The organism is Wenyingzhuangia sp. IMCC45574 (genome assembly GCF_054182685.1).
Genome location: NZ_CM135169.1, coordinates 2,408,605 through 2,420,698 on the forward strand (window position 1 = coordinate 2,408,605; position 12,094 = coordinate 2,420,698).

The 12,094-nt window shown below is 33.9% G+C and carries 14 protein-coding genes; 7 read left to right on the forward strand and 7 right to left on the reverse strand.

The window, feature by feature from the left end:
* The first annotated feature begins 17 nt into the window (after positions 1–17).
* Complete coding sequence (locus ACXHHC_RS10230; protein WP_458226277.1) at positions 18–344, forward strand: cupin; 327 nt, start codon at positions 18–20, stop codon at positions 342–344.
* Positions 345–354: 10 nt separating this feature from the next.
* On the opposite strand, the gene ACXHHC_RS10235 is transcribed toward ACXHHC_RS10230, so the two are convergent.
* Together ACXHHC_RS10235 and ACXHHC_RS10240 are read right to left on the reverse strand one after the other, a co-directional pair.
* Positions 355–864 (reverse strand): acyl-CoA thioesterase, encoded by a 510-nt coding sequence (locus ACXHHC_RS10235; RefSeq protein ID WP_458226278.1) that lies wholly within the window; start codon positions 862–864, stop codon positions 355–357.
* 36 nt (positions 865–900) lie between these two features.
* Positions 901–1,800, reverse strand: a complete 900-nt coding sequence (locus ACXHHC_RS10240; RefSeq protein WP_458226279.1) for an HU domain-containing protein — start codon at positions 1,798–1,800, stop codon at positions 901–903.
* A gap of 91 nt (positions 1,801–1,891) precedes the next feature.
* Here ACXHHC_RS10240 and dprA point away from each other — a divergent pair, with 91 nt between their 5' ends.
* Positions 1,892–2,995: a DNA-processing protein DprA gene (gene dprA, locus ACXHHC_RS10245; RefSeq protein WP_458226280.1), complete on the forward strand. Its 1,104-nt coding sequence runs from the start codon at positions 1,892–1,894 to the stop codon at positions 2,993–2,995.
* On the opposite strand, the gene ACXHHC_RS10250 is transcribed toward dprA, so the two are convergent.
* From ACXHHC_RS10250 to ACXHHC_RS10260, 3 genes are read right to left on the reverse strand one after another with little or no spacing between them, the layout of a single operon-like run.
* Positions 2,992–3,855: a DMT family transporter gene (locus tag ACXHHC_RS10250; RefSeq protein WP_458226281.1), complete on the reverse strand. Its 864-nt coding sequence runs from the start codon at positions 3,853–3,855 to the stop codon at positions 2,992–2,994. The genes dprA and ACXHHC_RS10250 overlap by 4 nt on opposite strands.
* 5 nt (positions 3,856–3,860) lie before the next feature.
* A complete protein-coding gene (dut, locus tag ACXHHC_RS10255) occupies positions 3,861–4,295 on the reverse strand; it encodes a dUTP diphosphatase (RefSeq protein ID WP_458226282.1) in 435 nt (144 codons plus the stop codon).
* Positions 4,296–4,331: 36 nt separating this feature from the next.
* A complete protein-coding gene (locus tag ACXHHC_RS10260; protein WP_458226283.1) occupies positions 4,332–5,771 on the reverse strand; it encodes an oligosaccharide flippase family protein in 1,440 nt (479 codons plus the stop codon).
* 163 nt (positions 5,772–5,934) lie between these two features.
* Between ACXHHC_RS10260 and ACXHHC_RS10265 the strand changes: the two genes are divergently transcribed.
* From ACXHHC_RS10265 to ACXHHC_RS10280, 4 genes are all read left to right on the forward strand, one after another.
* Entirely contained in the window at positions 5,935–6,540 is a 606-nt protein-coding gene (locus tag ACXHHC_RS10265) for a DUF6973 domain-containing protein (RefSeq protein ID WP_458226284.1), read from the forward strand.
* Positions 6,537–6,959, forward strand: a complete 423-nt coding sequence (locus ACXHHC_RS10270) for a hypothetical protein (RefSeq protein ID WP_458226285.1) — start codon at positions 6,537–6,539, stop codon at positions 6,957–6,959. The genes ACXHHC_RS10265 and ACXHHC_RS10270 overlap by 4 nt, the downstream gene beginning before the upstream one ends.
* A gap of 12 nt (positions 6,960–6,971) precedes the next feature.
* On the forward strand, positions 6,972–7,730 hold the full coding sequence (locus ACXHHC_RS10275) for a 1-acyl-sn-glycerol-3-phosphate acyltransferase (RefSeq protein ID WP_458226286.1): 759 nt from the start codon (positions 6,972–6,974) through the stop codon (positions 7,728–7,730).
* Between the two features lie 152 nt (positions 7,731–7,882).
* A complete protein-coding gene (locus tag ACXHHC_RS10280; protein ID WP_458226287.1) occupies positions 7,883–9,076 on the forward strand; it encodes an SPFH domain-containing protein in 1,194 nt (397 codons plus the stop codon).
* A 1-nt stretch (position 9,077) separates the two neighbouring features.
* Here ACXHHC_RS10280 and ACXHHC_RS10285 read toward each other — a convergent pair whose 3' ends face one another.
* Together ACXHHC_RS10285 and ACXHHC_RS10290 are read right to left on the reverse strand one after the other, a co-directional pair.
* On the reverse strand, positions 9,078–9,848 hold the full coding sequence (locus ACXHHC_RS10285) for an amidohydrolase (RefSeq protein ID WP_458226288.1): 771 nt from the start codon (positions 9,846–9,848) through the stop codon (positions 9,078–9,080).
* Positions 9,833–10,978 carry a methionine aminotransferase gene (locus ACXHHC_RS10290; protein WP_458226289.1) on the reverse strand — a complete coding sequence of 382 codons (1,146 nt, stop codon included), beginning with the start codon at positions 10,976–10,978 and terminating at the stop codon, positions 9,833–9,835. The genes ACXHHC_RS10285 and ACXHHC_RS10290 overlap by 16 nt, the downstream gene beginning before the upstream one ends.
* Before the next feature lie 115 nt (positions 10,979–11,093).
* On the opposite strand from ACXHHC_RS10290, the gene ACXHHC_RS10295 reads away from it, so the two are divergent.
* On the forward strand, positions 11,094–12,089 hold the full coding sequence (locus ACXHHC_RS10295; RefSeq protein WP_458226290.1) for an NAD(P)H-dependent glycerol-3-phosphate dehydrogenase: 996 nt from the start codon (positions 11,094–11,096) through the stop codon (positions 12,087–12,089).
* Positions 12,090–12,094: the final 5 nt, after the last annotated feature.

Below are 12,094 nucleotides of genomic sequence, written 5' to 3' on the forward strand. Positions count from 1 at the left end.
AACTTAAAACACAAAATATGACAATTGCTTCTTTATTAAATGATTTAGATTACGACAATAACATTTCTGTACTACTAGAAACAGAAACTTCTCAAGAATTAAGAGTGGTTTTAAAAGAAGGACATGTTATTAGCGAGCACCAAGCTCCATACCCAATTGTTCTAGGTCTTTTTAAAGGTGAAATTGAATTTGGTTTTAACGATGAAAGTCATGCTTTAAAAGAAGGAGATATTATTTCTATTGATGGAAATGTTCCTTTTGACTTACAAGCTAAAAAGGATAGTATTGTTCGCTTATCTCTTTCCAAACAAGATACAATTGAAAGAATTGAGGATTTGATATAACCTATCAACACTACTCAAACAACTCCCTAAGTTCGGTAGCATCTTGGGGTTTCATTTTTCCAGCAACCACTAAACTTAATTGCCTACGTCTTAAAGCATTTTTGTATCGCTGTTTTTCTAAGTCTGTTTCTGGAATAATTTCAGGAATGCGTTGCGGTTTTCCGTTTTCATCTACGGCAACAAAGGTGTAAATGGCCTCATTTACTTGGGTTCTTTCACCAGAATAACGATCTTCTAAGTACACATCTGCAATTACTTCCATAGAAGAGGTAAAAGCTCTGGTAACTTTGGCTTCAATCGTCATCATACTCCCTAAGGGAATTACCTGATTGAAAGTAACATTATTAACAGCAACGGTAACGCAAATTTGGTGTGAATGCCTCTGCGCAGCTATGCACCCTATTCTATCTACACGAGCCAATAACTCTCCACCAAACAATCCGTTTAAAGCATTGGTATCGCTAGGTAGAACAACGTCTGTAGTAATTGCTAAGGAATTAGAAGAAGGTTTCGCTTTCATAAGTAATCAATTTATAACTCTAAGATAAGCTATAAATTATTCATTCACTAACAACCAAGCGTACTTGTTATCTTCTTTTTTAACTTTATTTAAAGCATTAATTGCTTGTCTTCTGCTGGCATAAGATTCGTAAACAACTTGAGTTAACCCCCATTTGTTCACCCCAATAATTCTGGCATTAAAACCTTTTCGTTTTAATAAAGCAACCTTTTTATCGGCATTTGCAGCTTCTTTATAAGCACCAGCAACTACATGATACTTCTTTACCACTTCTAAACTTTCAACATTTTCCTTTTCTACGGTTAACGTAACACTTGGTAAAGGTTTTAAAATATTAAAAGATGCTTGCTGAATTTGAGTATTGATAGTTTCTTGTGCTGCTAACTCTTGTTCTGTTTGTACACGACTTACATAAGTACTACCTCCTATAAACAACCCTAAAGCAACAGCAGCTACAGCCACATATTTGCGATAAGATTTAGAAGATTCTATTACTACTTCTTCAACTGGAGTTACATTTTGTCTTAATACATAGTTTGCATCAACATCACTTAAACCAAAAGAACTGGTTAAATAATTAATCTTAGCAATCGGTTCAAAAACCAATTGATCTTCTTCTAAAGTAAACTGACCTATATTTTGTAACAACAATGGTGCTTTTTGTATGTCGTTTTGCCAAGCAAGCACTTCTTGCGCAATTATTTTAGTCGCTTCATCAAAAGAAATTTGTAACGAAGTCGCTATATGGTTCGTTAACAAACCATCGTTTTGTTGCAAGTTTACATTGAATGAAACATGTTTTGTGGGCGGTGTAAATTGATGATTTTCAGTATTCAATTCACTTGACACTGTATTACTCACAAACCCTCCAAAACCTGGTACCATTACACAATCGTACCTATATAATAATTCACTAATGTATTTTGATAACTGCATAAAACAAAGCTAACAAAAAAATAATCACGAAACAATCTACAAGCAGCAATAGCTAGTGAACATTTTTTGTATCTTGATAAAAAAAATTGATATGAATTTAACGGAGCTTCAATATGCTTTGGCACTACAAGATGCCAAGGGAATTGGGTTTGTTAATGCCCAAAAGTTAATTAAATCCTACGGAAATGCCACTCAATTGTTTGATAATCATCAGCAAGAGAAATACCTGCCTGAAATTGGTCCAGAAAAATCTAAAAAATTATTTAACAAAGAAGCTCTTTTAAAAGCCGAAAAAGAAATTGAAAAAGCGGTGTCTAAGCACCTTAATTTCCTCTATTTTTTAGATAAAAATTATCCAAAAAATTTAATAAACTGCCCCGATGCTCCTTTACTTCTATATCAGGATGGAAATTCTAAACTAAATAATCAGCAAAGGATTATTAGCATAGTAGGTACAAGAAACATTACCAATTACGGTAGAAATTTTTGCGAAGAATTAATGGAATCTCTTAAACCTTACAATCCGCTTATTGTTAGTGGTTATGCTTTTGGAGTAGATATATGTGCACATACCGAAGCCCTAAAGAACGACCTTTCTACATTGGGAGTTTTAGCACATGGCTACGGTACATTATACCCTAAAGAGCACAAAAAATATTACGGAAAGGTTAGAGAAAGTGGTGGTTTTTTAAGTGAATTTCCTTTTGATGAACCTCCCTACAGAGAAAATTTTCTAAAAAGAAATAGAATCGTCGCAGGTATTAGTCAGGCTACTATCATAATTGAATCTGCAGCCAAAGGCGGATCCTTAGTAACCGCAGACATTGCTAATTCTTACAACAGAGATGTATTTGCAGTACCTGGAAAAACTACCGATGTGTATAGTAGAGGTTGCAACAACTTAATTAAACATCATAAAGCAGCCATGATTACTTCTGGAGAAGATTTAATAGAACAATTAGGCTGGGTAAAAAAACAAGGAAAGATAAAAACAATACAACCGCAATTGTTTGTAGACTTACACGGAGAGGAAAAACAACTTTTTGACCTCTTGGAACTCAACTCTATACACATGGATGAATTGGCTAGAAATAGCGGCATCCCTATCTACAAAGTGTCTAACTTAATTTTTCAACTCGAAATGAAAGGATTGATACAAGTGTTGCCAGGTAAATTGATTAAAAGAGCTGGCTAGGCTTTTTTACTAATAAATGTTTCTAAAATAACCGCTGATAAAATTATAGTCCCTCCTATTGCAGTAGAAATGGTTGGTATTTCTCCTAAAAATATAAAAGCCAAAATTACTACATACAAAGGCTGAATACAACTTAGTAAAGAAGCGGTTGTTGCAGAAAAATATTTAAATGTTTTTACGTACAATGTATGCCCTACAGCTGTAGAAATCATTCCTAAAAACACAAGTTCTGAGATTTGGCTTTGGTATTGAACCCATGTAAAATCAATAAAAAATAAAACTGGAATCATCAATAGAGAAATCCATCCTGTTTGATGAAACATGAGCATACTAGCATCGTAAGTAGCTACGTGTTTTTTCATTAAAATGTTCCTAGTTGCAAAAAACACAGACGAAGAAACTCCAAAAATAATCCCTAAGGTAGTTTGGTTCCCAAAGTTAAATTCAGGTGTTAAAATATAGAGCCCCAAAAGAACCAACAATCCTAATAAAATGTGTTTTGGATTGAACTTGGTTTTTAAAAGAACAGGCTCTAATAAAGTAGTAACAATAGGAAAGGTAAATAATGAAATTACCCCCAAACCTGCTCCTGCCATTTGCAAAGCATAGAAATAAGTAATCCAATGTACTCCTTGTAGAACGGCACAAAACACAAAAGAAGTGGTATCTTTTTTATAATCGTATTTAAGCGAAATCCCTTTGATTTTACAGTAAATGGTAATCGCTATTACTCCAAAGAAACAACGAGACCATATGCTAATTTCTGGCGGTAAAGAAATGTAGTTTCCCAATACCGCAGAAGTAGCAATAATTAGCAATGCTAAATTGAGCTCTAGAATATTTTTTAAGCCTTGATTCATGCTATTTATTTAGTTCCGGTGCTTCCAAAACCACCTGCACCACGTTCTGTAGTATCTAATTCTGCAACCTCAACCCATTCTGCTTGTTCGTGTTTTGCAATTACCAATTGGGCAATTCTTTCACCATCTGTAACTTCAAAAACTTCATTGGAAAGATTGACTAAAATTACACCTATCTCTCCACGGTAATCTGCATCTACTGTTCCGGGAGAATTTAAAACCGTAATTCCTTTTTTGGCAGCCAAACCACTTCTTGGTCTTACTTGTGCTTCATACCCCTGAGGCAAGGCAATAAACAATCCCGTTTTTACAATGGCTCTCTCTAAAGGTTTTAAAAAAATACTTTCGGAAATATTAGCTTTTAAATCTAAACCTGCTGCTCCTAACGTTTCGTACTGGGGCAATGCATGTTTTGATTGATTGATGATTTGAACTTTCATACACGAAATTAGTTTGGTACAAAAGTAAATTGTTCTTTAGCGTTTTAAGAATTTTTGATGAATAAATTTTCTTTCGCTTATATAGATAACTACTCCCATTAAGATAAGTATTCCCGTATTTAAAACCACATTGCCCCTAAAGCCATAAAAAGAAACTAACGAAAGCATTGTTGTTAAGGATAGTAAGCCTATTATTTTAGAAACTTCGTATGGAGTTTTATAATATTTCTGACCAAATACATAAGACACAAGCATCATTAAAAAGTAAACTGCAAACGTTACCCAAGCTGCCCCCATAAAGCCTATCATCGGAACAAAAACCAACAAACCAACAACGGTTAACAACCCTCCCATTACAGAAAAGTACATGGCAAATTTGGTCTGCCCCGTATTCTTATACCATATGGATAAGTTGTTATAAATCCCTAAAAACAAATTTGCTAATAAAATAACTGGAACAATTCCTAAAGTTTCAAAATAAGCTTCTTTTTTAAGAAGTATTCCTGCAAACAAATCGATATAAGCCACTATAAACAATACAATAAACGCTCCTAAAACACTAAACCATTTTAAGATTAACGCATAGGTAACTTTTGCATTCTCTTGCTTGGATATGTTAAAAAAGAAAGGCTCTGCCCCCAATTTAAATGCAGTTATAAACAAAGACATAAAAACACCTAGTTTATAAGTTCCTGCATAAGCACCCGCAATACTTTCGTTTAGAATATTTGGTAAGATTAACTTATCTAAACTCTCGTTGGTTATATATGCCAAACCAGCTATTAAAATTGGCCAACTATAACGCAACATGTTTTTAAAGAGCGATACATCTAAACGCAACTTAAAGTTTCTAAATAACGGTAAGACAAATAAAAAGGTAACTCCTGACCCAATCAAATTGGCTAAGAAGATATAACCAACCAAAGATTTTGTAGGAAACCAATGCTGAATGCTAATATTTCTTAACGGTAAATACCACAGAAAAGCAATATTCAGAACCGCGTAAATACTAATGTTTACAATTCTGTACATCGCATAATTTATGGCCTTATTATTCACTCTTAAATAAGCAAAAGGAATTACGGTAAGCGTATCGAATAGTAAAATTCCTACTAGGGTTTTAAAATGCAATGTTTCTTGAAAACCTAAATAATTAGCTATAAAATCTGAAAAGAGAAACAGTGGGGTTAGTAATGCAAAGGTAACTATGGTCACTGCCGAGAAGGAAGTACTCAATACATTTTTTTTATTTTCCTCCGTATTGAAAAATCGAAAGAAAGTAGTTTCCATTCCAAATGTCAACAACACATTAAAATAAGCTGCCCAAACAAAAAACTCAGAACTCACATTAAATTCTTCCGTATTTGGAAGTGTATCGGTATGAAAGGCTACTAAAAAAACATTGATAGCTTTTGGCAAAACTGCTGCAATACCATAAACTAAAGTGCGTTTTAAAAAAGAGTTAATTGTACTCAAAACATTAAATTTAGTGCTAATATATTTTAATTTTGCCTAATAAAATCCCTCAAAAGTGTTTTTGAAAAATAAAAAATGGTTTCTCTTTGGCATTGTCCCCTTGGTTGCAATTTTATTTATTACAACCTCTTTCTCTCAGTCGCCAAAGAAAGCTTTTAAAACGTTGAGCAAACAAGAAAAAACGTGGGTTTATTTTCATCCGTTTAAGGCAAAAAGGGCATATAAAATTTCTAAAAAAGTAGAACGAACTACAGATTCTATTACCAAAACAAAGAGATTGGGTACTAAAAGAATTGTAGGTAACAGAATTGATGCATTTAAACACACCCTTTGGATGTGGGCTCTGGCAGACGAAATAGGCTGTAACGCTGCTGCCAGTTTAGGAAGAGCACACGAAAAAGGCAATTACAGCATGTACAAAGAACATCAATTAGAAGACGGTGCATTGCCCGACAAAGCGAGTTCTGACATGGATACTTTTAACAATAACATTGGCATTCAACTTTACAAAGAATACAAAAAAAAGAAACCCTCCTACAACGAAAAAATTAAGCGGGTTATTCTAGAGGTTAAAAAAGGAACCACCAAAATGCTTCATCAAAATAAAAAAGGAGAATTTTTAGATAAAAACGGAAATATTATTCCTCTAAAAGATTTTGTAGGGAAATGGGAAAATAGAAGGTGTCTAATTAGCACTCAAATTAACAACAGAATAGGAAACAACCAGCTGAATTCCTTACATTTGCTACAACAAAACAATCAACAATGAAAACAGTACATTCAATTTTAGCGGCTGCAGTATTAATTGCCTTAGGTATGGCAATTTTTAATGCTATTCAAAGTGCCAAAAGAGAAGAAAAATTTAAAGCTGGAGACCGTAAAATTGGTTTAATCGCTTTAATCTTAACGCATGTTCAATTTTTAGTAGGTTTGGTAACTTACTACATTTCTCCATGGTACGAAAGTTTAAAAAATGTAGGTATGGGAGCAGCAATGAAAGATGCTGAACTAAGATTGATGAGTGTAGAACACCCTTTTACTATGATTATTGCAATTGCTTTGATTACAGTAGGTTGGTCTCGTCACAAAAAATTAACTGAAGATAAAGCCAAATTTAAATCATTTGCTATTTTCTATGGTATTGGATTATTATTAATTTTGGCTAGAATTCCTTGGTCACATTGGTAATAAAAAATACATATGTCAAAAAATAAAAAAATGCCAATAAGCAAAAGCTTATTGGCATATCCTTTATCTGTTCTTTTCTACATTGTCTACGGACTTTTACTGCTTATTTTTCATCCTTTACAATGGCTTTCTTTAAAAATAGGAGGTTATAAGGCTCACAAAAAAGTAGTAGATCTTTTAAACGCTTCTTTAGTATCTTCACTACGAATTTTAGGAACAAAAGTACAATTCATCAACAACCATACTTTTAACCCTAAGGAACCGCATATCATTGTATCCAATCACCAAAGCTCGCACGAGATTCCACCATTAGGATGGTTTTTTAGAGACTTACACCCAAAATTTGTGGCTAAAAAAGAATTGGGTAAAGGAATTCCTAGTGTTTCTTTTAATTTAAAACATGGTGGTTCTGCATTAATCGATAGAAAAGATGCTAGACAGGCATTGTCTACCATAGGTTTCTTTGCTAAATACATAGAAGAAAATAAACGTGCTGGAGTTATTTTTCCAGAAGGAACAAGAAGTAGAAACGGGCAACCCAAACGTTTTTCTGAAAACGGCTTAAAGATTCTAACTAAATTTTCTCGTTCCTCTGTAATTATTCCTGTTACTATTAACAACTCGTGGAAATTATGGGAATATGGTCAATTCCCTATGAATATTGGTGTTACTATGACTATTGAAACCCACGAACCTATTCGTGTTTCTGAAAAACCTTTTGACGAACTTTTTAAAGAAGTTGAGGAAAAGGTAAAAAGTAAGATTGTATAGAATATTAAAATATAACTTATTAAAAATAAAGGCTTCTTTAAAAAGGAGCCTTTATTTTTTTGCATAAATACTACGTCTAAACACAGGGTGTAAAATTTACCCAAATTACACTTCCTTACTATATTTATCCTACTAAATAATTAAATACAAACATGATTCAAACCATTTTTTCAAAAATTAATTTTAAGATTATTATACCTCTTTTAGTTGTAGGTTTTTTAGTCGTAATCTTTAATCCTTTTAGTGTTAACGATGCTGGACAAAGACAAGTAATTCAAACCTTAGGGGGAGATTTACAGGTCCGTTTTGACCCTGGTCTATACTTTAGCGGATTTGGTTCTAAGGTAACCACCTATCCAAACAACGTAACCATACAGGCTAGTACCAAACAAAAAGCTTCACCAGATGCAGATTACCATGTAGCACCTTACCAAGGAACTTTCTCCGAGGGAGATAATGCTTTAATGTCTCATACTGTAAAATGGGATTTACCAAACACTGTTGATTTAATGTTGGCTTTGCATAAAACCTATACCAACATTAACAACTTAATGACAACTACATTGTTAACCTATCAAAATCAAACAGCTTCGTACAGTGCACAACGCATGAGTTCTGAGGCTCACTATTCTGGAGGTAAATCTCAACTGAACGCTTATTTTCAGGACCAGTTAAGAAACGGACAGGTCTTATTAATTACCGAAACTAAAACAAGAAAATTAGAAGACGGTAGTACCAAAGCTTACATAGATGTAAGAGAAAAATTAAATACCGATGGTAGTATTAAAAGAACCGTATCTGACATTCAGAAATATGGTATTGTTGCCTCTGTAGCTACTATAGATGAGGTTACTTACGACGACCGAATTTATGAAAAATTAAAAGCTAAAATTGATGCCGCTTCTGACGAAGCTACAGCAAAACAGCAATTAATTACAGCTCAACAAGAAGCTTTAACAGAAAAAGCAAAAGGTGAAAAGTTAATAGCGACAACCAAAGCAAGAGAAGAAGCATCGGAATTACAAGCGGTAATACAGGCACGTAAAGCAAAATTAGTAGCACAAGAAAACCTGGAAGCTGCAAGATTAAATGCTGCTGCAGATTTGGTTAAAAAAGAAGCAGAAGCAAAAGGAGATAAACTAAAAGTTGCTGCAGGTTTAACACCTAAAGAAAAAGCAGAATTCGAAATGCAAACAAGAATTGGGGTTGCTAGGGAATTGGCAAAAGTAGCCGTACCTCAAATTGTAGTAGGTGGTAACTCTGGCAATGGTGGTTCTAGTCCAATAGATGCCATTGGAATTAAAATGTTAATGGATATTTCTAAAGATTTAAATAAAAAGAAATAAACTATAAGATGTTAAATTTATCTTGATCTTCTAAAAATTTAAACTGGTTACGAGCCTCTACCAAAGGGGCTCTTTTTAGTTCTACCTGCTGCATTATAGGCGTGTCTTTACACGCTACAACCAAACTTCCTAACGGGCCTATAACCTGAGAATCTCCTTGGTATCGTAATTGATTACCATCTATACCAATACGGTTTACTGCCACCACATAGCTCATATTTTCTATAGCTCTTGCCGTTAATAAACTATTCCAAGCAAAAGCTCTTTTAGCAGGCCAATTGGCTACATACAATGCAATATCGTAATCTTCTACATTTCTAGACCATACTGGAAATCGTAAATCGTAACAAACAAAAGGTTTTATTTTAAATCCTTTATAATCTATTATCACACTTTCTTTCCCTGGAGCAAATACCTCATCCTCTCCTCCATAACCAAACAAGTGTTTTTTATCGTAATAATTAACAACACCCTCTGGGCTTACAAACACAAAACGATTGTAATACTTACGATTGTCTTCTATACACAAAGATCCGCAAAGCATACAATCTAACTTTTTTGCCATTGTTAACAACCAAGCAATTGTTTCACCTTCCATTGTTTCGGCAACCTCATTTGGACTCATACTAAACCCAGTATTAAACATTTCTGGCAATACAATTAAATCGGTTTTTAGGTTTTTTAACTGATTTTCCAAAAAAGCGGTATTTGCTTTTGCATCCATCCAATGGATATCGTACTGAACTAAAGTTATATTTATTGAATCTTGCATAATATTTCAGCAGCTTTAATTAGTGTTTCATCCGTCTTGGCAAAACAAAAACGAAGTACCTTTTCGTCCAACCCATCTACATTAAAAACAGAAACAGGAATGGATGCTATTTTGTATTCCTTTACCAATCTCTCCGCAAAATCTACATCGTTTTCATCTGTAATAGCATCGTATTTTAACAATTGAAAATACGTTCCTTTAGATGGAACAAAATTAAACTTAGATGCCTGTATTCCATCCAGAAACAAATCTCTCTTAGCTTGATAGAAATCGTTTAAATAATTATAGTTTGCCTCATCTTGCATAAAAGTAGCAAATGCCTTTTGATATGGTGTGTTGATGCTATACACATTGCACTCATGAACTTTGGCAAACTCTTTCATTAAATGTTTTGGTGCAGCACAATACCCCATTTTCCACCCTGTGTTATGAAAGGTTTTACCAAACGAAGCTAGCACAAAACTGTGATTCTTTAAAATTGGATATTTACACAAACTTTCGTGCACTGCTCCATCAAATACCATATGCTCGTATACCTCATCGCTTAAAATGGTAATATTGGTTTCCTTTACAATATCTTGTAATGCTTTTAAATCTTCAATATCAAAAAGAGTTCCGGTTGGGTTTAACGGTGTATTAAAAATAATCATCTTGGTTTTAGCCGTTATCTTACTTTCCACCTCGTTCCAATCGACTTTGTAATTGGGATAATGCAATTGTATAAAAACGGGGACTCCACCATTAAAACGCACTACTGGTTCGTAGGTATCAAAAGCAGGTTTAAAAATAAGCACTTCATCACCTGGATGCACCATAGCACTTACCGCATTAAAGATTCCTTCGGTTGCTCCGGCAGTTACATTTATTTCTGTTTCTGGATTGTAATCTACCCCGTAGGTTTTCCTAATTTTTAAAGCTATTTGCTTCCTCAACTCCAAATCGCCCATAGGATGTGCATATTGATTATGCCCCTCTTGCATGGCTTTAAAAACCAATTCTTGTAATTTGGCAGAGGTTTTAAAATTTGGGAAACCCTGAGAAAGATTAATTGCCTCATTTTGAATTGCCAATCCCGTCATTTTTGCAAAAATACTCTCGGGAAGATTCGGAAATTTCGTTTTAATATCCAATGGATTTGTTTTTAGACACCCTAAAAATAAGCATTGCTATTGGATTTAAATTTAAAAACAAATGTTTATCTCATCAGAAATCTTATTTTTGAAAAATTGAAAAGTATTTTTTTTGATGAGAAAAGATTTGAATGTTGCTGTTTTTGGAGGTGGTAGTTGGGCAACCGCTATTGTTAAAATGTTATGCGAAAATGTAGAGAAAATAGGATGGTATATGAGAAATACTCAGGCCATTCAATACATGAACGAACATAGCCACAATCCTAATTATTTAACTTCTGTTGAATTTAAAATCAGTCAACTACACTTATCCGACGACATAAACGAAATAGCAAGCAATGCCGATGTCTTAATCTTTGCTATTCCTTCTGCGTTTTTAAACGATGAACTCTTAAAATTAAATATCCCTTTAGATAATAAAGTTATTTTTTCTGCCATTAAAGGAATTGTTCCAGAGACAGGATTGATAGTTGGTGAACATTTGCATGAAATATATCAAATACCGTTTGAAAATATTGGAGTAATTACAGGACCTTGCCATGCAGAAGAGGTAGCCATGGAGCGTTTGTCTTATTTAACCATTGCTTGTCAGGATACTAACAAGGCTGAATGTTTGGCAAACTACCTAAGTTCGGACTACATCCGTTGTAAAACCTCCGATGATATTATTGGTACCGAATATGCAGCCATGTTAAAAAATATCTACGCTATTGCAGCAGGTATTGCGCATGGATTGGGATATGGAGATAATTACCAAGCCGTTTTAATGTCTAATGCAATTCGTGAAATGAAAAGCTACATTAAAAAGGTGCATAAAATGAAACGTAACATTAACCATTCTGCCTATTTGGGAGACTTGTTAGTTACAGGATATTCTACCTTTAGTAGAAACCGTATGTTTGGAAACATGATAGGGAAAGGGTACACGGTAAAATCTGCTATGATGGAAATGAAAATGGTTGCTGAGGGATATTATGCGGTAAAATCTGCCTACGAATTGAATCAAAAAAACGGTGCTAAAACACCTATTATAGATACTGTATACACGATTGTTTACAAGGGAGAAAGCCCTAAAAAACATTTTAAAATACTCTCAGAAAAACTCGATTAAAACAA